Here is an 18110-nt window from a genome sequence, read left to right on the forward strand (position 1 = left end):
CAACTGCCTAGCTAGCCGGGGCTAGAAAGGCTGTTTGCCTTGCCACCAGGCCAACACCGTTTCAACAGACGATTCGACTGTCAAATCCGAGTTGTCCAGCAACTGGGCATCTTCTGCAGGCTTCAAGGGGGCGACGGTTCGAGACGAGTCTCGCGCGTCGCGCGCCTCCAGGTCGGCACGAAGACTGTCGATTGTAGTGGGAATTCCCTTTGAAATCAACTGCTTATAGCGCCGCTCGGCGCGACAGGCGGCGCTGGCGGTCAGGTAGACCTTCAGCGGGGCGTCCGGGAAGATCACCGTGCCCATGTCGCGCCCGTCGGCCACCAGGCCGGGCAGCTTGCGAAAACCGCGCTGGAGGTCGATCAGCGCAGCCCGTACCGCAGGAAAAGCCGACACTTTGGAGGCGTTCATACCCGCGTCTTCGGTGCGGATGGCCTCGCTCACATCCTCGTTGGCCAGCCAGATGTGGCTGCCCTCGAAGTGGATGGGCAGGCTGCGCAGCAGGCTGACGATGGCCTGTTCGTTGGCGACGTCCAGCGCGATGCCGGCGCGGGTGGCCGCCAGCCCGGTGATGCGGTAGAGCGAGCCGGAGTCCAGAAAGTGGTAACCCAGCTTTTCGGCCAGTACAGCCGCCAACGTGCCTTTGCCAGAAGCCGTGGGGCCGTCCACGCAGACCACGGGAATGGCGGTGGTATTGGCCGTGGCGACCGAAAACAGCGCCTCAAAGTAGTCCGGGAAGGTCTTGGCCACGCATTTGGGATCTTCAATGCGTACAGGCAAGTCAGCCGGGTTGAAGGCGGCCAGCGAGAAACACATGGCAACGCGGTGGTCGTCATAGGTGTGGATGCTGGCGGCCTTCCAGTCGGCACGGGAGGCTGGGGGAGTCACCTGGATGAAGTCCTGCCCCTCCACCACGGTGGCGCCCAGCTTGCGCAGCTCGGTGGCCATGGCGGCGATGCGGTCGGTTTCTTTCACACGCCAGCTGGCGATGTTGTGCAGGGTGGTGGTGCCGTCAGCGTACAGCGCCATCACGGCCAGGGTCATGGCCGCATCAGGGATGTGGTTGCAGTCCAGGTCAATGGCCTTCAGAGGCCAGGCATCGCGCTGAATCTTCAGCCAGTTCGGCCCACTTTCGATCTGGGCGCCCATGGCCTGGGCTGCGTCCATGAAGCGGATGTCGCCCTGGATGGAATCGGCGCCTACGCCCTGGATTTTTATGCCATTGTGGCCACTAGCCCCCGTCGTTATTGCGCCAAGTGCTATGAAATAGCTAGCGCTGGAGGCGTCGGCTTCGACATGGATGTCACCCGGCGACTGCAGCTGGCAGCCGGTGGGGATGGTGAAGCGTTGCCAGCCATCGCGCTGCACCTGCACGCCAAAGCGTGCCAGCAGGTTCAGCGTGATCTCAATGTAGGGACGAGAAATCAGTTCACCCACCACCTCAATCACGATGTCTTTGGCAGCCACCAGTGGAAGCGCCATCAACAGCGCTGTGAGGAATTGGCTGGACACATCGCCACGCACCTGGATGGGCGCGTCAAGCTTCAGTGTCGGGCGGCCCAGGCGCAGCGGCGGGTAGCCGTCGTTGCCCAGGTAGTCAATCTGACAGCCCAGCTGGCGCAGCGCGTCCACCAGGTCGCCAATCGGGCGCTCGTGCATACGCGGCACGCCGCTGAGTTCAAAGTCGCCACCCAGCACGGCCAGGGCGGCGGTCAGCGGGCGCATGGCGGTGCCGGCGTTGCCCAGGAACAGCTTCGCCGACGGGTTGGGCAGCTTACCGCCCAGGCCGGTGATGCGCACGATGGCGCCGGATTCTTCCACTCCGCAGCCCAGCGTGCGCAGGGCCACCAGCATCACGCGGGTGTCGTCAGAGTCCAGCAGGTCGTGGACGGTGGTGGTGCCCGCGCTCATGGCGGCGAGCAGCAGCACGCGGTTGGAAATACTTTTGGAGCCGGGGAGGGTGACGGTGCCCGCCGCATGGGCGAGGGGGGGGAGGTCCAGAAAGGCAGTGGAGAACATTATTTATTGTGTTTGGACGCCATGGTCCAGTGGGCGCGGGTGTTGCTGGCCTGTTCGATCAGGCCTTCGAGCGCATCGCCATTGCCGCTGGAAATCATGAGTTCCATGGCCTGCAGGGTGCGCTGGAAAATCTTGCTTTGCTCCAGCAGCTCTTCGCGGTTGGAGACCATGATGTCGCGCCAGATCTTGGGGTCACCGGCGGCAATGCGGGTGAAGTCGCGGAAGCCGGGGCCCGCCAGCGAGAGGTAGTCCTTGCCCAGGGTCTGGCCCGAAATGGCGTTCATGAGTGCAAACGCAATCAGGTGTGGCAGGTGGCTGACCGCAGCAAAGGCCGCGTCGTGCTGCTCGGGTGACATCTTGAGCACGCGGCAGCCCAGCGCGGTCCACACGTCCACGGCTTTTTGCAGCTGGGTGGTCAGGGTGCGCTCAATCGGGGTCAGGATGATCTGGCGGCCGGCGTACAGGTCGGCATCGGCATGCTCCACGCCCGACAGCTCTTTGCCGGCAATGGGGTGGGCGGGCACAAACGAACCAATGTGCTCACGCAGGCCGCGGCGGCCCGCGTCGATCACTTCGCGCTTGGTGGAACCCACGTCCATGATCAGCATATTGGGCGTGACCAGGTGCTTGATGGCCTTGAAGGTGGCCTCGGTAGCAGATACGGGCACAGCCACCAGCACGATGTCGGCGCCCGACACGGCCAGCAAGGCTGAGGGCGCTTCGATGTCGATCACGCCCATCTGGCGCGCGCGCTCGGTGGTGGACGGGGACTTGCTGTAACCGACGACCCGCTTGACCAGGCCGGCCCGTTTGAGGGCCAGGGCAAACGAGCCGCCCATCAAGCCACATCCAATCAAGCCAAGCTGTTCAAACATAAGGTGTCCTGGTGTGCATCAGTCGGCCAGCGGGTAGGTTCCCAGCACCTTGTAGAAGGCGCACAGGCTGGACAAGTCTTTCAGGGCCGCCGCCACGTGGGGCTGCGACGGGTGGCCTTGCAAGTCGATGTAGAAATAGTATTCCCATTGGCCGGAACGTGCCGGCCGGGATTCAAAACGTGTCATGGACACGCCGTGGAGTTTGAGTGGCACCAGCATGTCATGCACGGCGCCGGGTTTGTTGGGCACGGACACCACCAGGCTGGTGCAGTCCTTGCCGGACGCCTCAGGGGCTGGCAGCACGCTGGGCAGGCAGACCACGACAAAGCGGGTGCGGTTGAAGGCCTCGTCCTGGATGGCGTGCGACGCGATGTGCAGGCCAAATTCGGAACCCGCGCGCTCGCTGGCAATGCCAGCCCAGGCTGGGTTGCTGGCGGCTAGACGTGCGCCTTCGGCATTGCTGGAGACAGCGCGGCGCTCGGCATGGGGCAAGTGGGTGGTGAGCCACTGCTGGCACTGGGCCAGCGCCTGGGGGTGAGCCAGCACCACTTCAATGCCCTCCAACGATGCGGTGCTGCGAAGCAGATGGTGGCGCACCAGCAGGCTGATTTCGCCCACGATGTGCAGTGGCGAGTTGAGCAGCAGGTCCAGCGAGCGCGTCACCACGCCCTCGGTGCTGTTCTCTACAGGAATCACACCAAATTCTGCCGAGCCCGCAGTCGCCGCGTGGAACACCTCGTCAAAGTTGGCGCAGGGCACGTGGGTGATGCTGGAGCCGAAGAAACGCAGGGCGGCTTCTTCGCTGAAGGTGCCCTTGGGGCCCAGGTAGGCCACGCGTTGCGGCGCCTCCAAGGCGCGGCAGGCTGACATGATTTCGCGCCAGATGACGGCCACGCTTTCGCTTTTTAGCGCGCCCTGGTTCGCCTGTTGCAAGTTGGCGATGACCTGGGCTTCGCGGTCGGGGCGGAAGACGGCAGAGCCATCGAGCTTCTTGACCTCGCCGACCTCGTTGGCCAAGGCTGCACGGCGAGAGAGCAGGGTCAGCAGCTCCTGGTCGACGGCGTCGATCAGGACTCGGAGTTCGGGGAGGGTGCGTGCCATGGTGGGTGTCTTAGCCGTGGGTGCGTTCGAACTCTTGCAGGTATTGCACCAGCGCCTGTACGCCTTCCAGCGGCATGGCGTTGTAGATGCTGGCACGCATGCCACCGACTGACTTGTGGCCCTTGAGCTGCAGCAGCCCTGCTGCCTTGGCACCGGCCAGAAAGTCGTCGTTCAGCGCCTCGTTGCGCAGGAAGAAGGGGACGTTCATGCGCGAGCGGCAGGCTGGGCTCACCTTGTTGAAGTACAGGCTGCTGCCGTCGATAGCTGCGTACAGCAGCTCGGCTTTGGCGATGTTGCGCGCCTCCATGGCCGCCACGCCACCCTGGCGCTTGAGCCACTTAAAGACCAAGCCGGCCATATAAATGGCGAAGGTGGGGGGCGTATTGAACATGGAGCCGTTGTCGGCCACCGTTTTGTAATCAAACGCGCTGGGGCAGACCGGCAGGGCGTGGCCCAGCAGGTCTTCGCGCACGATCACTACGGTCACGCCCGCAGGGCCCAGGTTCTTCTGCGCGCCGCCAAAGGCCAGACCCACCTTGCTCCAATCCACCGGGCGCGAGGCGACGTGGGACGAGAAATCGATCACCAGTTCGGCATGCGAGCCCAGGGCTTTCAGGTCCGGCAGTGCGTGGAATTCGACGCCATTGATGGTCTCGTTGGTGCACAGATGCACATAGCTTGCGTTGGGGCTCAGCTGCCAGGTGGCGGCATCGGGGATGTGGGTGAATCCCTCGGGCTTGCCCGTAGCTACGGCCTTCGTGTGGCAGTACTTGGCCGCTTCCTTGAGCGATTTGTCACTCCAACTGCCGGTCACCACAAAATCGGCTGTACCTTGCTCACCGGCCGGGGCGCGCTGCGCGCTGAGGTTCAGCGGCACGATGGCATTCTCGGCCAGTCCGCCACCCTGCATGAACAGGATTTTGAAATTCGCGGGCACGGCCAGCAGTTCACGCAGGTCGGCTTCTGCGGCTTCGTAAATGCTCTGAAACTCTTTGCCGCGGTGGCTCATCTCCATCACGCCCATGCCACAGCGCTGGCCGCTGGCGTCGGGCCAGTTCAGCATCTCGTCGGCAGCTTGCGTCAGCACTTCCTCCGGCATGGCGGCCGGTCCGGCCGAGAAATTGTAGGGACGTTGCATTCGCAGGTTATGGGTTAAATAGGGCGCTAGCCCCCGTTAAATATGCGCCAACAGCTATCAATTCAGGAGCGTCTGCGATGGGCTTACGCGCCTTCGGCTTCTTCGCCGGCATCTTCACCCGATTCTGCATCGGCCGGGTTGGCGTCGTTTTCCACAATGCGTTGCAGGCCGCTGAGCTTGGAGCCTTCGTCCAGACCGATCAGGGTCACGCCCTGCGTGGCACGGCCCAGCTCGCGGATCTCGCTGACACGGGTGCGCACCAGCACGCCCTTGTCGGTGATCAGCATGATTTCGTCGTCCACGTGCACCAGCGTGGCGGCAACCACCTTGCCATTGCGCTCGGATTGTTGGATGGCAATCATGCCCTTGGTGCCACGGCCGTGGCGGGTGTATTCGGTGATGCTGGTGCGTTTGCCGTAGCCGTTTTCGGTGGCGGTTAGCACGCTTTGTTGCTCGTCTTCGGCCACTAGCATGGCAATCACGCTTTGGCCCACGTCCAGCGACATGCCGCGCACGCCACGGGCATTGCGGCCCAGCGGACGCACATCGTCTTCGTCAAAGCGCACGGCCTTGCCGCCGTCGCTGAACAGCATCACATCGTGCTTGCCGTCGGTCAGCGCGGCGCCGATCAGGTAGTCGCCCTCGTCAAGATTCACGGCAATGATGCCGCCCTTGCGCGGGTTGCTGAATTCGTCCAGCGCGGTCTTCTTGACCGTGCCCATGCTGGTGGCCATGAACACATACTGGTCGGCCGGGAATGTACGTTTTTCACCGGTCAGTGCGAGCACCACAGTGATCTTTTCGCCTTCTTGCAGCGGGAACATATTGACGATGGGGCGGCCGCGTGAGCCGCGCGAGCCCTGTGGCACTTCCCAGACCTTGAGCCAGTACAGACGGCCGCGGTTGGAGAAGCACAGGATGTAGTCGTGCGTGTTGGCCACGAAGAGCTGGTCGACCCAGTCGTCCTCTTTGGTCGCAGTGGCCTGTTTGCCGCGCCCGCCGCGCTTCTGGGCGCGGTATTCGCCCAGCGGCTGGCTCTTGATGTAGCCGCTGTGGCTCATCGTGACGACCATGTCGGTCGGCGTGATCAGGTCTTCGGTGGACAGGTCGAACGACGAATGCTCGACCAACGAGCGGCGTGCGCCCAGCTTGGTCTGGCCGAATTCCTGTTTCACGTGGCCTAGCTCTTCGCCAATGATGGTGGAGACGCGCTCGGGCTTGGCCAGAATGTCCAGCAGATCTTCGATCTCGGCCATGACTTCCTTGTACTCGGCGACGACCTTGTCCTGCTCCAAGCCGGTCAGGCGTTGCAGACGCATCTGCAGAATTTCTTGCGCTTGTGTGTCGCTCAGGCGGTACAGGCCGTCTTTGCCCATGCCAAATTCTTTTTCCAGCCCGTCGGGGCGGTAGTCGTCGGCATTCACCACGCCACCATCGGCGCGCGTGCGGGTGAGCATCTCGCGCACCAGCTTGCTGTCCCAGGGGCGGTTCATCAGCTCGACCTTGGCCACAGGCGGCGTAGGCGATTCGCGGATGATGCGGATGAACTCGTCGATGTTGGCCATGGCGACCGCCAGGCCTTCCAGCACGTGGCCGCGTTCGCGCGCCTTGCGCAGGTTGAACACGGTGCGGCGTGTCACCACTTCGCGGCGGTGTTGCAGGAAGACCTCGATCAGGTCCTTCAGGTTGCACAGCTTGGGCTGGCCGTTGACCAGCGCCACCATGTTGATGCCGAAGGTGTCCTGCAACTGCGTTTGCTTGTACAGGTTGTTCAGCACCACTTCGGGCACTTCGCCGCGCTTGAGTTCAATCACCAGGCGCATGCCAGATTTATCCGACTCGTCCTGGATGTGGCTAATGCCTTCAATCTTCTTTTCGTGCACCAGCTCAGCCATGCGCTCTTGCAGCGTCTTCTTGTTGACCTGGTAGGGCAGCTCGTCGACGATGATGGCCTGGCGCTGGCCCTTGTCGATGTCTTCAAAGTGGCACTTGGCGCGCATCACCACGCGGCCGCGGCCCGTGCGGTAGCCGTCCTTCACGCCATTGATGCCGTAAATGATGCCGGCGGTGGGGAAGTCAGGCGCCGGGATGATTTCCATGAGTTCGTCAATGGACGCACCGGGATTTTTCAGCAGATGCAAGCATGCATCCACCACTTCATTCAGGTTGTGTGGCGGGATGTTGGTCGCCATACCCACAGCAATACCGCCGGAGCCGTTCACCAGCAGGTTGGGGATGCGGGTGGGCAGAACCAAGGGTTCTTTTTCCGAGCCGTCATAGTTAGGCCCGAAGTCGACCGTCTCCTTATCCAAATCGGCCAACAATTCGTGGGCCATCTTGGACAGGCGAATTTCGGTGTACCGCATCGCCGCCGCGTTGTCGCCGTCCACCGAACCGAAGTTACCCTGGCCATCCACCAGCATATGGCGCATGGAGAAGTCCTGCGCCATGCGCACGATGGTGTCGTAAACCGACTGGTCACCGTGGGGGTGGTATTTACCGATGACGTCACCGACGATACGGGCGGACTTTTTGTAAGCACGGTTCCAGTCGTTGTTCAGCTCATGCATCGCAAACAACACGCGGCGGTGCACCGGCTTCAGGCCGTCGCGCGCATCGGGCAGGGCGCGGCCCACGATCACGCTCATGGCGTAGTCGAGGTAGCTCCGGCGCATTTCCTCTTCTAGGCTGATGGGCAGGGTTTCTTTGGCGAACTGGGTCATGGGTGGGTGCAGGCTATGTCAGGGACAACCTTTGATTCTACGGCCGCCGTGCTGTGGCTTGAGAGCAACAAAGCACGGACTTGCTCGCGAGCAGTTACATGGGGAATACGGATGTTCTAAAAGCGACTGCGCGCTATGGCACAATGGCGTGAACGTCTCTGGTGCACAAAACTTTGGGCGTCACACAATTAGTCGCAGCGTCGCTGCAGTTTGTCTCGACAAAGGAAGGTCTCATGAAACAATTGAACAAAGTAGCAATCCTGATTGCAACAGCCGTTTTGGCTACTGCTGCTGGCGCGCAAGAAATCCACAACTGGCGCAATGCTGGTGGCGAAGTTTGGAAAAATGCATCCGGCGAATGCTGGCGTGATGCCAGCTGGACTCCCGCTACGGCCGCTGCTGGCTGCGATGGCGCGATTGCTGCTCCCGCACCTGTTGCTGCAGCTCCTGCTGCGCCCGCCGCAGCCGCTCCTGCACCTGCGGCAGCAGCCCCCGCTGCCGCAGCTCCTGCCGCAGCCGCTGCCAGCAAAGTGACTTATGCCGCTGATGCGTTCTTTGACTTTGACAAGGCCGTTCTGAAGCCCGAAGGCAAAGCCAAGCTGGACGACTTGGTGAGCAAGGTTAAGGGTATCAACCTGGAAGTGATCATCGCTGTGGGTCACACCGACGCGACCGGTGCTGACGCTTACAACCAAAAGTTGTCGGTTGCACGTTCTGAAGCTGTCAAGGCTTACCTGGTGTCCAAGGGCATCGAAAAGAACCGCGTGTACACCGAAGGCAAGGGCGAGAAACAACCTGTTGCTGACAACAAGACCAAAGAAGGCCGTGCCAAGAACCGCCGCGTGGAAATCGAAGTGGTTGGCACTCGCGCCAAGTAATTCGACCATTCCCATGGTTTGTGAAAAAACCCGCTTCGGCGGGTTTTTTCTTGTCTGTGCCACCATTGCCCTATGAACCCCATACTGAATGCCGATCCGGCCGAGTTGGCCAAGTTTTCCGAGTTAGCCCATCGCTGGTGGGACATGGACAGCGAGTTTCGGCCGCTGCACCAGATCAATCCCCTGCGCTTGGGGTGGATCCAGTCTATGTGTGTGCTGCAGGGCTTGCAGACCCTGGACATAGGCTGCGGCGGTGGCATCCTGGCGGATTCCATGGCTCGCCAGGGTGCTGAGGTGCTGGGGGTCGATTTGTCGTCCAAAGCGCTTAAGGTGGCGCAGCTGCACGCCCTGGAGGCGCAAACGCCCCGTGTGACGTACCGCGAAGTGAGCGCAGAAGCCTTGGCGCAGGAGAGGCCTGCCAGCTTTGATGTGGTGACCTGCATGGAAATGCTGGAACATGTGCCCGACCCGGCGTCGGTGGTGCAGGCCTGCGCTACGCTGGTGAAACCCGGTGGCTGGGTGTTTTTCTCTACCCTGAACCGCAATGGGAGTGCATTTTTGCAGGCCATTCTTGGGGCGGAGTACCTGTTGAACCTGCTGCCACGCGGCACGCATGAATACGCCAAGATGATTCGCCCCAGTGAGCTGGCCGCCTACTGCCGACGCGCGGGGTTGGAACTGCATGCCACCCAGGGCTTGGGCTACAACCCATTGACGCGGCGCTATGCCTTGAGCACCAATACCCAGGTGAATTACCTGTTCGCCACCCAAAAGCCGTTGGATTTCCAATGACACGTTTTACCGGACCGATTGCAGCGGTGTTGTTCGACCTGGATGGCACACTGATTGATAGCGCCCCGGATCTGGGCTCTGCCGCCGACCAGATGCGGGTGGGCCGCGGATTGCCGTCTTTGCCTCTGGAGCAGTACCGTCCCATGGCAGGTGCAGGTGCGCGTGGCATGCTGGGGGTTGCGTTTGGCATCAGCCCCCAGGAGGCGGGCTATGAGGCACTGCGCGACGAGTTCTTTGCCAACTACGAGCGCTGCATGACCGATCGCACGTTTTCTTTTGACGGGGTCGCGCCCTTGCTGCAGGCCATCGTGGAGCGCCAGTTGTTATGGGGCGTGGTGACCAACAAATCGGCGCGCTTTACCGAACCGCTGACCGCCGCCATGCCGCTGTTTGCATCGGCCAAGGCGATTGTGAGTGGCGACACCACGCCGCATGCCAAGCCCCATCCCGAACCACTGCTGGAGGCGGCGCGGCGTCTGGGAGTGGACCCGACCCACTGCGTGTACGTGGGCGATGATGAGCGCGACATCGTGGCGGGGCGCGCGGCCGGCATGTACACCGTGGCTGCCACTTATGGTTATTTGGGTGCGCAGAGTGACACCCTGGCTTGGGGTGCGGACGCCTCCATCGCCAGCCCAGAGGCGCTGCTGGAGCTGCTTTAGTCCTCGCCCCGGCCGCGCTGGGCCTTGATGGCGGATCGCTGCGCCTTGGACTGCAGCCGGCGCTGCTTTGCGGCGTAAGTGGGCTTGGTGGCTTTGCGGGCCTTGGGCGGCACGGCCACGCTGTTGACCAGCACATGCAGGCGCTCAAAGGCGTCAAACCGGTTCAATTCCTGGGTGCGAAACTGCTGCGCCTTGATCACCAGTACGCCATCGCGTGTGATGCGACTGTCCGGCAATTGCAGCAGCCGTTCCTTGACGTCATCGGGAAGCGACGAGGCTGGAATATTAAAACGCAGATGGATGGCGCTGCTGACCTTGTTGACGTTTTGTCCTCCCGCGCCTTGTGCGCGGATCGCCGAGGTTTCTACTTCGGCTTCCTGGATGGTGATGCGCTCGGCCATGGGTGTTCGGAAAGTTCTGTGGAACCAACCTTACCACCGCCTGTGGCCTACACCGCTGCCAATACTTCGCCGTAACGTGGAGGTTGGCAACCAGCGCGGCTGCAGTTAATGGCTGCGGCCTGCATGGCTTCTTTCAAGGTGCTGGTCACGCGCTGTGGGGCTCCGTTCTGGTTCAGGGCCCAGTCTCCCAGGCAGTTGCCCCAGAAGGTGTCGCCGGCGCCCACCGTGTCCACCACCTGGGTAGCAGGTACGTCAGCCTCAGCCCAAGCCCCGTCCACACCCAACCAGGCGCCGTTGCCACCAAACGTGAGGGCAATGCGGCTCGTGCCTTGCGCTATGAAATGCGCGGCAATGCGTGCTCCGTCCGCACGCGTGGGTGCATGAAAGCCCAGCAATTCCAGGTCTTCGTCACTGGCCTTCAGCCAGTCTGCCAGCGCGGCAATGGCCTGCACGGCTTGGACGTAGTCCGCCAAATTCGTGGCCAGTTTGGGGCGCAGGTTCACGTCCACGCTGATGGTCCAGCCCAGCGCTTTGGCACCCCGCAGAATGGCCAGCACCTTGTGGTGTTCCGGTGGTACCAGCAGCAAAGAGCCGGTGTGCAGAACGCCGGGAGGCTTGCCTTGCAGGCGCTGCAGCACCGATTCCACGGTGTAGTCACGGTCGGCAATGCCTTCGCGGTAAAAACCATAGCTGGGTTGGCCGTTGTTAATCTGCACTACAGCCAGGGAGGTAGGGAGGGGGCTGGGAGCCGACAGCACTTGCACGCCATCGCGCTGTAATTGCTCGCGCATTTGCCCGCCAAACTGGTCGGCTGACAACGGATTTACGTAGCCGACGGTGGCACCGCGCAGTGCAGCAGCGCGTGCCAGGTTAAAAGGGCTGCCGCCCATGAAGGGGCGCAGAGTACCGTCGGCTTGGGCCACACAATCCATCAAGGCTTCGCCCAATACCCATATCGATGCAGTCATTGTTCTCTCAGATTGGTTGATGCGCCCTATGCTGTCAATGCGAGCGCGTCGTGCAGCTTAAACCGACGCCATGCCTGCGGCCACGCCGGATTGGGCAAAAAGTGATACCGGTTTTGCAGTGGCACGGAGAATAACGCAGTTTCATTTAATTAAATCAAGTAGTTTTACTAATATGATTTCGTATCAGGGTCTGGCATGCTCCAGTCCAATGTGTAAACAGGCTATCAGTGCCGGTGCGGGCAGGGCGTCTCTTGGAGAAGGGGCGGTCCACACCTTGCATGGCTTGGCCTCCAACTTAAGGAATATTGCATATGTTGAAAGGGATTGATCCTTTGCTCACCCCGGAGTTGCTAATGCACCTCTCGGCCATGGGCCATGGCGAATGGGTGGCGGTGGTGGATGCCAATTTCACGGCCGATTTTTTGAGCGCGGGCAAGCCCTTGGTGCGCTTGCCCGGCCACACGCTGGAGCGCGTGAGCAAGGCGGTACTGTCGGTGATTCCGCTGGCCGAAGACGTGGCTTGCCCAGCCGCGTACATGCGTGTCAGCCACCAACCGCTGGAGCACCGCACCGCCGCGCAGCAGGCCGTGGTGGCCCTGTTGCAGCAGGAAGGCTTGCCCGAAAATCGGGTGGAGCCGGTGGAGCGCTTTGCCTTTTATGACAAGATCAAAGGCGCCAGTCTGATTGTGCAGAGTGGCGAAGCCACGGCCTATGGCAATGCCATGTATTGCAAGGGCGTGATTCTCTGAGCCCTTGCGTGGCAGGGTTGAACAAAGGAATGTGGGTGTGAAAATCTACCTTGATTCGGCCCAGGTGCCGACATGGACGTTGCCAGCCGGTTGTCCCGCAGTTCAGGGCGTGACGACCAATCCCAGCCTGGTGTTTCAGGCCGGGTTGCCGGTCACCTTGGCGTCGTATTTGGGGTTAGTGCAGGCCGCCGCGGACCATGGCTTTGCCGAGCTGATGCTACAGCTGCCTAGCGCGGACCTTGGCGCAGCCATACGGTGGGTGGATACTTTGCGCACAGCGGCCGACGGCGCTCGCGTGCAACTGACGATCAAGCTGCCTTGTGCTGCGGAATGGGAGCCCTGCATCCGCCAAGTTCAACAGGTTGGCCAGGCGATTTTGCTGACCGGGCTGTCCAACCCCGTGCAATTGTTGTGGGCACGTGACATGCATGCCCAGTATGTGGCGCCGTATGTGGGCCGTTTGGCGAATGATGGGCGCAATGTATGGGCGCTGATGCAAGCTTGCGTGGCGCTGCAGTCGCAAGGGCCGCAGTTGCTGGCCGCCAGCATCAAGTCCCCCGAAGTGTTGGCCCAGCTGATTGGCATCGGTGCCGCAGCGGTGACGCTGCCCCCCGCCAGTTTGGTGGCTTGGTCCACCGACACCCTGACTCAGGCGGCAATGGCGCAGTTTGACCAGGATATTGCGGCGAGCCTGGCCAGCGATCGCTGAGGCAAGGGCTAAAAAGGCCTACGGCGCGTGGTCGTCCACGCGGCTGTCCAGCGGGCTGACAAAAGAATTGATTTCCCAGCCCGAGGCCAGACGGCTTTCGGGGAATTCAGGCCCCGACTCTGACAGCAAAGGCATGAGTCCTGAGGGCGTACCTTCGGCATCCTTGCTCTGCCTGCGCCGCGTGACCACGGCGTGCAAGTGGTCGCGCACATCCTGGAAGCGAGACTCCAGTGGCTGACTGCCGGTGACGTGTGCCGCCTGTTCTCCCAAAAAGGCAGCCCGAATCTGGCTCAGGTGCGGCAGGTTGGCCGGGTCGACCACCCAATAGCGGATATTGCACTGGTCCAGCAGGCTGTGTTTCAGGGTTTGGTTGCCCATCGACAGGCCGTGGGGGCCAATCACATCGATGCAACCCACGACCTTGCCGTCCAGCCCGCAGATGGTGAAGGTGCAGTACACGCCATTCAGGATCTTGTACCAATGGGTGGCTTCGGTTTGCTTGGCGGGGGCGGTGAAGCGCGTGACGGGCAGCTTGATCAGGATGTGCTGGTCGAACATGACCTTGGTGAGCCAGATCCACACACGACGTTCTTGGGAATTGACCAGAGGGCGTGTTTTGAGGGGCCAGACGGAGGGAATCCGCCGGCGTTGGCGCTGCTGGTAGCGGTCCCATGCCCAATGCAGGGCGGCCCCGAGTCCTATACCCACCACAAGAGAAAGCAGCATCACGTTCCACCCTGAAAGTTAAGCCATCTTTGTGGCTCTGTGTTTGGGTAAAAGTTTACAGTGCTTTTGCGATTTGGTCAGTTTTTGTAAATATTCTCGACATCGGCGCGGTGCGCGTTTACTAACGCCACCAAGCTAGGGTCAAAGTGCCGGCCGGACTCGGTATTCAGGTAGTCCAGCGCCTCGGCCAGGGGCCAGGCCTTTTTGTAGCAACTGGCGCTGGCCAGCGAATCCAGCACATCTGCCACCGCGGCGATGCGCCCCGGCAGACTGATGGCGTCGGCCTTGAGGCCCTGCGGGTAGCCCGTGCCATCCCAGTGTTCGTGGTGCTCATGGGCGATTTGCGCCGCCAGCACATGCACGCGGGAGCGTGAACGCGAGAGCAGGGCATGGCCCTCGCTGGCATGGGTTTTCATGGTTTCCCATTCCTGCGCATCCAGCGGACCAGGTTTGGTGAGGATGTGGTCGGGAATGCAGACCTTGCCCACGTCGTGCAGCGTTGCGGCCACGCGCATCAGCTCTACCTCGTGATCGCTGGCGCCCAGCTTGCCAGCCAGCAGGGCCGCCAAATCGCCAACGCGTTGGGGGTGCAACGACGATTCATTGCAGCGCCGCTCGATGGCGCCGCTGAGCAGGGTGATGGTGGAGCGTTGCACGGCTTGGTTGTCCTCGCGCAGCAACAGCCCGTCGTAGGTAATGGCGACATTGCGTGAAAACAGTTCCAGCAGCTCGCGTGCCTGGTCGTTGATGGGCTCGTCGAACTCCATGTAGATCAGGCTCTCGCTGCCAGCCTTGGTTTTGAAGTAGCCCGCGTAGTGCCGCTCGCCGTGGTGACTGGTCTTTTCGAGCAGCGCCCGAGCGATGGCGTCTTGCACGCTGCGCGGCAGGTTGCCCACTTCTTCGTCCACCATCAGTTGCGAATAGGCCTCGGTGGCCGCCAGCACCTTGAGTTGGCCTTCGGTGGAGTTGGCGGTGTAGGCCGATACGCGGCTGGCACACAGGCCTTCGCCATTGAGGTCCAACAGAAAATTGACCTGCTCCAGCACTGCCGAAGCAAAGCCACGCAGGTTGCGCGAATCACAGACTTGGCTGATGGCTTCGATGGAGCGGCGCAATCCCAGGCGGGCGTGTTCGATGCGCATCAGGTCGCGGTAGGCACGCAGGCCGGCGTAAAACACGGTAATCAGCTTGCGCCGGGTCAGGTCGGTTTTTTCCTTGTAGTCGTTGATGTCGTAGTCGCGGATCACCTGCTCTTCGGGCGCCTGGCCGGGTTGGCCGGTGCGCAGGATGATGCGCACATTCAGGTTGCCCAGCTCTTCGCGGATGTAGCGCGCCAACTCCAGCCCGGCGTGCTCGGATTCCATCACCACGTCCAGCAGGATCAGCGCGATGTCGCTGCGCGTGGCAAGCACGGTGCGGGCTTCGGTGGCGCTGTAGCAGTGGGTGAACTCCAGTCGGCGGCCGTCCATCTCAAAGTCTGACATCACCAGCTTGGTGACTTCGTGCACCGCGGGTTCGTCGTCCACCACCAGAACCTGCCATGCCGGCAACCCCTTGCGGGCGATGGGTTCTGCTTGCTCGTCACTAAACACCAGATCATCAGACATGTGTCGGTTGCTCGCTAAGAGGTGGGTGGGCAAAGTTTAAATCGGATTGTCGCTGCGATACTACGGTCCATGCAGCTTCAGGAAATACTCTATTCGCAGGGCTTTGGCACGCGCCGGGTGTGCGCCGGTTTGATCCAACAGGGTCTGGTGCAGGTTTATATGCCAAATGAGCCTCTAACCCCCGTCATCATTGCGCAAGCAGCTACTGAATTCGTAGCAGAAGGGCTGCGCTTCCGGGTGCAAGGCGTGGAGTGGCAGTACTTCGAGAAGGCCTACATCGTGCTCCACAAGCCCACGGGCACCGAGTGTTCACAAAAGCCCTCCACCTACCCCAGCATCTACACGCTGCTGCCGTCCCCATTGCGCACGCGCCCACAAAAAGCTGCGGTGCAGGGCGTGCAAGCCGTGGGGCGGCTGGACCAGGACACCACCGGTATGCTGCTGCTCACCGATGACGGCAAGTTCATCCACAAAATGAGTTCGCCGCGCCACCACGTGCCCAAGGTGTACGACGTGACCGTGAAGCACCCACTGGACGACAAGCAGGTCAACAAGCTGCTGGCCGGTGTCGTGCTGGACGATGATCCAGCGCCCGTACGTGCCGCGGCCTGCGAGGCGGTGGGCGAGTTCCACCTGCGGCTGACGTTGACCGAGGGCAAGTACCACCAGGTCAAGCGCATGGTCGCCGCGGTCAGCAACCGGGTGGAGGGACTGCACCGCTCCAAGATCGGCGGCATGGCCTTGCCGCCGGACCTGGCGCCCGGCCAGTGGCGCTGGCTGAGTTCCGAGGAATTGATTGCTGTGCAGGCGGCGGGCTAGGGCCATGAACGCCATGCTCGATGCGTTTTGGCGGTCGGTGGCCTACTGCCTGCACCCGCGGGTGATTGGCCTGTCGCTGCTGCCGCTGGTGCTGATGGTCGGGCTGATTGCGGGGTTGGGCTACTTTTTCATGGACGCAGCACTGGCCGCCGTGCAGAACATGCTGGAGTCTTCGGACCTGCTCAACAGCTTGTGGGCCTGGCTGGAGTCGGCGGGCGCGGGCAAGCTCAAGACCGTGCTGGTGCCGCTGATCGTGATCGCTGTGGCCACGCCCTTGATCGTGATGGCCTGCCTGCTGCTGGTCGCCATGCTGATGACGCCGCTGATGGTGCGTCTGGTCACCCGGCGCCGCTTTCCGCTGCTGGAGCGTACCGGTGGTGCTTCGTACGCCTTCAGCATCGTCTGGGCGTTGGGCTCCACAGTCTTGGCCTTGTCGGCCATGGTGCTGTCCGCGCCGCTGTGGTTCGTGCCACCGCTGGTGCTGATCCTGCCGCCGCTGATTTGGGGTTGGTTGACCTACCGCGTGATGGCATTTGACGCACTGGCTGACCACGCAACGGAGGAAGAGCGCCACACCCTGTTCCAGCGCCACCGCTGGTGGTTGCTTGGCATGGGGGTGTTTGCGGGTTACCTGGGCGCGGCGCCCAGCCTGATCTGGTCGGTGGGCTTTGTGGCCGTGGCCATGGCGCCGTTCCTGATCCCTATTTCCATCTGGCTGTACACGTTGGTGTTCGCCTTTGCCTCGCTGTGGTTTGCTCACTACTGCCTGGCTGCGCTGCATCAGCTGCGCTGGGAGCGCGCCCAGTTACCGCCCGTGCCGCCTGCGCCACCCCAATCCCCTGCACTTGAATTGCCTGTGAATCCTCTGGAGCTAGCATGAACGTTGGTTTGGTCATCATTGGAGACGAAATCCTGTCGGGCAAGCGCGCCGACAAACACCTGTCCAAAGCCATCGAGCTGTTGGGCGAACGGGGCCTGCAACTGGCCTATGCAGACTATGTGGGTGATGACCCCGAGCGCATCACCCAGACGCTGCAACGCGCGTTTGCTTCGGGCGACATGGTGTTTTCGTTCGGCGGTATTGGTGCCACGCCGGACGACCACACGCGCCAGTGCGCGGCGCGGGCCTTGGGCGTGCCGCTGGAGCTGCACCCGGAGGCCGAGCAGCTGATCCGCGAGCGTATGCAGGACGTAGCCATGGAACAGGGCCTGCCCTATGAACCCGACCGGGCTGACAACGTGCACCGCCTGAACATGGGCATGTTTCCGCGGGGCGCAGCCATTATTCCCAACCCGTACAACAAAATCCCCGGCTTCTTTTGCCGAGGAGGTGGCGGGCTGAGCGCCGCCGGGCCGTCCCAAGGCGCGAGCGCCCCCTCGGGGGGCAGCGACCCACACGTAGTGGGGGAGCGTGGGGGGATCTATTTCGTGCCCGGCTTTCCGGTTATGGCTTGGCCTATGCTCGCTTGGGTGCTGGACCAGCAGTACGCCCATTTGCACCACCGGCACGGTTGGCTAGAGCGTTCCGTGGTCGTTTTTGGTGCCATGGAGTCGACTTTGACGCCGCTGATGGAGGCGCTGGAACAGCGCCATGCAGTCAAGGTGTTTAGCCTGCCCAGTGTGGACCACCCGGAGTGGGGGCGCCATATCGAGCTGGGCGTCAAGGGGGAACCTGACGCTGTGGGGCTTGCGTATGTGGGCTTGCTGGAAGGCCTGAAAGCATTGCATATGGTGCTAGGCCCGGAATTGGTGCGAAGCTGAATTTGCACAATACCGGTGCGCAAATGATTTGCACTAAATTGGTGCAAATGTGCTGCCAATAGAAGTTACATGGGCGCATCTTTGCGGTGCGCCCCTCTAAAACTCCGGTTTCTCGAGGCAGAATACGGCGGTTTCTCTAAATTGTCCGGCCAGCGGTTTTTGGCACAAAAGCTGCATTGAAG

At 61.9% G+C, this 18110-nt stretch carries 17 protein-coding genes; 8 read left to right on the forward strand and 9 right to left on the reverse strand.

What is annotated here, in order from left to right; translation table 11 throughout:
- Positions 1-21: 21 nt before the first annotated feature.
- From J2X15_RS09015 to gyrA, 5 genes are all read right to left on the reverse strand, one after another.
- Positions 22-2019 carry a bifunctional 3-phosphoshikimate 1-carboxyvinyltransferase/cytidylate kinase gene (locus tag J2X15_RS09015; RefSeq protein WP_310341727.1) on the reverse strand — a complete coding sequence of 666 codons (1998 nt, stop codon included), beginning with the start codon at positions 2017-2019 and terminating at the stop codon, positions 22-24.
- Positions 2019-2894 carry a prephenate dehydrogenase gene (locus tag J2X15_RS09020; protein WP_310341728.1) on the reverse strand — a complete coding sequence of 292 codons (876 nt, stop codon included), beginning with the start codon at positions 2892-2894 and terminating at the stop codon, positions 2019-2021. Before J2X15_RS09020 ends, J2X15_RS09015 begins: the two co-directional genes overlap by 1 nt.
- Positions 2895-2912: 18 nt before the next feature.
- The gene (gene pheA / locus J2X15_RS09025) at positions 2913-3995 is read right to left on the reverse strand and encodes a prephenate dehydratase (protein ID WP_310341729.1); all 1083 of its coding nucleotides are present in this window, start codon (positions 3993-3995) and stop codon (positions 2913-2915) included.
- Positions 3996-4005: 10 nt separating this feature from the next.
- On the reverse strand, positions 4006-5133 hold the full coding sequence (gene serC / locus J2X15_RS09030) for a 3-phosphoserine/phosphohydroxythreonine transaminase (RefSeq protein WP_310341732.1): 1128 nt from the start codon (positions 5131-5133) through the stop codon (positions 4006-4008).
- An 83-nt stretch (positions 5134-5216) separates the two neighbouring features.
- Positions 5217-7856 (reverse strand): DNA gyrase subunit A, encoded by a 2640-nt coding sequence (gyrA, locus tag J2X15_RS09035; protein ID WP_310341733.1) that lies wholly within the window; start codon positions 7854-7856, stop codon positions 5217-5219.
- Positions 7857-8089: 233 nt separating this feature from the next.
- Between gyrA and ompA the strand changes: the two genes are divergently transcribed.
- The 3 genes from ompA (at position 8090) to J2X15_RS09050 (ending at position 10188) form a co-directional block, all read left to right on the forward strand.
- Positions 8090-8734, forward strand: a complete 645-nt coding sequence (gene ompA / locus J2X15_RS09040; RefSeq protein WP_310341734.1) for an outer membrane protein OmpA — start codon at positions 8090-8092, stop codon at positions 8732-8734.
- A 72-nt stretch (positions 8735-8806) separates the two neighbouring features.
- Positions 8807-9526 carry a bifunctional 2-polyprenyl-6-hydroxyphenol methylase/3-demethylubiquinol 3-O-methyltransferase UbiG gene (ubiG, locus tag J2X15_RS09045; RefSeq protein WP_310341735.1) on the forward strand — a complete coding sequence of 240 codons (720 nt, stop codon included), beginning with the start codon at positions 8807-8809 and terminating at the stop codon, positions 9524-9526.
- Complete coding sequence (locus J2X15_RS09050; protein ID WP_310341736.1) at positions 9523-10188, forward strand: HAD family hydrolase; 666 nt, start codon at positions 9523-9525, stop codon at positions 10186-10188. Before ubiG ends, J2X15_RS09050 begins: the two co-directional genes overlap by 4 nt.
- On the opposite strand, the gene arfB is transcribed toward J2X15_RS09050, so the two are convergent.
- Together arfB and J2X15_RS09060 are read right to left on the reverse strand one after the other, a co-directional pair.
- A complete protein-coding gene (gene arfB, locus J2X15_RS09055) occupies positions 10185-10589 on the reverse strand; it encodes an alternative ribosome rescue aminoacyl-tRNA hydrolase ArfB (RefSeq protein WP_310341737.1) in 405 nt (134 codons plus the stop codon). The genes J2X15_RS09050 and arfB overlap by 4 nt on opposite strands.
- Before the next feature lie 47 nt (positions 10590-10636).
- Positions 10637-11557 carry a PfkB family carbohydrate kinase gene (locus J2X15_RS09060; protein WP_310341739.1) on the reverse strand — a complete coding sequence of 307 codons (921 nt, stop codon included), beginning with the start codon at positions 11555-11557 and terminating at the stop codon, positions 10637-10639.
- Positions 11558-11868: 311 nt separating this feature from the next.
- Between J2X15_RS09060 and J2X15_RS09065 the strand changes: the two genes are divergently transcribed.
- Together J2X15_RS09065 and J2X15_RS09070 are read left to right on the forward strand one after the other, a co-directional pair.
- Positions 11869-12306: an RbsD/FucU family protein gene (locus J2X15_RS09065; protein ID WP_310341740.1), complete on the forward strand. Its 438-nt coding sequence runs from the start codon at positions 11869-11871 to the stop codon at positions 12304-12306.
- A 37-nt stretch (positions 12307-12343) separates the two neighbouring features.
- Positions 12344-13015, forward strand: a complete 672-nt coding sequence (locus J2X15_RS09070; RefSeq protein WP_310341742.1) for a transaldolase family protein — start codon at positions 12344-12346, stop codon at positions 13013-13015.
- An 18-nt stretch (positions 13016-13033) separates the two neighbouring features.
- Here J2X15_RS09070 and J2X15_RS09075 read toward each other — a convergent pair whose 3' ends face one another.
- Entirely contained in the window at positions 13034-13741 is a 708-nt protein-coding gene (locus J2X15_RS09075) for a DUF2726 domain-containing protein (protein ID WP_310341744.1), read from the reverse strand.
- A 77-nt stretch (positions 13742-13818) separates the two neighbouring features.
- Positions 13819-15348, reverse strand: coding sequence for a DUF3369 domain-containing protein (locus tag J2X15_RS09080; protein ID WP_310341746.1), 1530 nt, complete (start codon positions 15346-15348; stop codon positions 13819-13821).
- A 69-nt stretch (positions 15349-15417) separates the two neighbouring features.
- Here J2X15_RS09080 and J2X15_RS09085 point away from each other — a divergent pair, with 69 nt between their 5' ends.
- Genes J2X15_RS09085 through J2X15_RS09095 form a run of 3 tightly spaced genes read left to right on the forward strand, consistent with a single transcriptional unit; the run spans position 15418 to position 17928 of the window.
- Entirely contained in the window at positions 15418-16167 is a 750-nt protein-coding gene (locus J2X15_RS09085) for a 16S rRNA pseudouridine(516) synthase (protein ID WP_310341748.1), read from the forward strand.
- A 4-nt stretch (positions 16168-16171) separates the two neighbouring features.
- Positions 16172-17047 carry an EI24 domain-containing protein gene (locus J2X15_RS09090; protein WP_310341750.1) on the forward strand — a complete coding sequence of 292 codons (876 nt, stop codon included), beginning with the start codon at positions 16172-16174 and terminating at the stop codon, positions 17045-17047.
- Complete coding sequence (locus J2X15_RS09095; RefSeq protein WP_310341752.1) at positions 17044-17928, forward strand: competence/damage-inducible protein A; 885 nt, start codon at positions 17044-17046, stop codon at positions 17926-17928. Before J2X15_RS09090 ends, J2X15_RS09095 begins: the two co-directional genes overlap by 4 nt.
- Positions 17929-18110 lie beyond the last annotated feature (182 nt).

Origin of the sequence: Rhodoferax saidenbachensis, assembly GCF_031457975.1 — a bacterium.
GTDB lineage: Bacteria > Pseudomonadota > Gammaproteobacteria > Burkholderiales > Burkholderiaceae_C > Allorhodoferax > Allorhodoferax saidenbachensis_A.